This is a genomic window from Rhizobium sp. BK098, assembly GCF_014193155.1.
Classification (GTDB): Bacteria; Pseudomonadota; Alphaproteobacteria; order Rhizobiales; family Rhizobiaceae; genus Rhizobium.
In genome coordinates, this window is record NZ_JACHYY010000052.1 from 1 (window position 1) to 1,469 (window position 1,469).

The following is a 1,469-nucleotide window of genomic DNA, read 5'->3' on the forward strand; positions in this document are numbered from 1 at the left end:
AGCATCTGTCGGACATGGTCTTGGCCTTCCTTGGCGACGGGCGCGACAATGTGGCGATGTCGCTGGCGCTCGGCGCCGCCAAGGTCGGGATCGATTTTCGCCTCATCTCGCCGACAGCCCTGTGGCCGGACCAAGCGTTTGTCGATCATGTGAAATCGGAAGCATGGAAGAGCGGCGGCAAGTTCGCTTTGATGGAACATGTCGGCTCGGGGGTGCTGGGGGCCGATTTTGTCTACACGGATGTCTGGCTTTCGATGGGCGAGAGCGAATCGGCTTGGGCGGAGCGCATCGGGCTTCTTTCCCCCTTCCGGGTTACCGCCCAGGTGATCGAGGCGACAGAAAATCCCTATGCGAAGTTCATGCATTGTCTTCCAGCGTTTCACGACACCGAGACGGAAGTCGGCGCCCGCATCGCTAAGGAATACGGCATTGATTGCATGGAGGTGACGGACGAGGTTTTCGAGTCTCACGCCTCAATTGTCTTCGATCAGGCCGAAAATCGCATGCATACGATCAAGGCCTTACTCGTCGCGACGATTGGAGGCTGACATGCTGATCGTCGCTGCGCTCGGCGGGAACGCACTTCTGCGCCGCGGCGAGCCGATGACGGCTGAACATCAGCGGGCCAATATCCGGGTCGCTGCTGCCGCCTTGGCTGATCTCATTCATGCCGGTCACTCTTTGGTCATCACTCATGGCAACGGTCCCCAGGTCGGGCTCCTTGCTCTGCAGGCAGAAGCCTCCAACGGCAATGGTTTCCCCTTGGATATTCTGGGCGCCGAAACAGAGGGGATGATCGGCTACATGATCGAACAGGAGTTCGGAAATCTCCTGGAGAACAATCCAATTGCAACCTTGCTGACCATGGCACGGGTGGAGGCGGCTGATCCCGCCTTTTCACATCCGACCAAGTTCATCGGGCCGGTCTACGATGCAGTGACCGCGCGACGGCTCGCCAGGGAGCGCGGTTGGAGAATTGCACCAGACGGCGAAAGCTGGCGGCGTGTCGTCGCGTCGCCAAGACCTTTGGCGATCATTGAGGCAAAGACGATCTCGTTGCTGGTCGATCACGGCGTCACTGTCATCTGCACGGGCGGCGGAGGGATCCCCGTGATCGAACAGACGGACGGCAGACTTACCGGGATTGAGGCCGTGATCGACAAGGATGCCGCCAGTGCGCTGCTGGCGAGGCAGCTGAATGCCGACATGTTGCTGCTTCTGACAGATGTCGATGCGGTCTATCTGGACTACGGGACACCAGAGGCTCAGAGCTTGGGTCGCATTGCTCCGGAGATGTTATCTGACGTGAGGTTCCCACCAGGCTCGATGGCGCCGAAGGTCGCCGCCGCGATCCAGTTCGCAAAAGAAATGGATAGACCGGCCGGCATCGGCAGGTTGGAGGATGCGGGCGCCATCGCCCGCGGCGAGAAAGGAACCTTGCTCGACCCACGTCTGTCGGCAAAAGCTTG

General features: G+C 60.0%; 1 protein-coding gene and 1 pseudogene. Both read left to right on the plus strand.

Annotated features, from left to right (window positions below; genetic code table 11):
- Positions 1 to 548: pseudogene (locus tag FHT73_RS29290) on the plus strand (ornithine carbamoyltransferase subunit F); the annotation flags it as partial.
- A gap of 1 nt (position 549) precedes the next feature.
- Positions 550 to 1,469, plus strand: a 920-nt coding sequence (gene arcC, locus FHT73_RS29295; RefSeq protein WP_183716553.1) for a carbamate kinase, incomplete at its 3' end; no start/stop codon positions are given.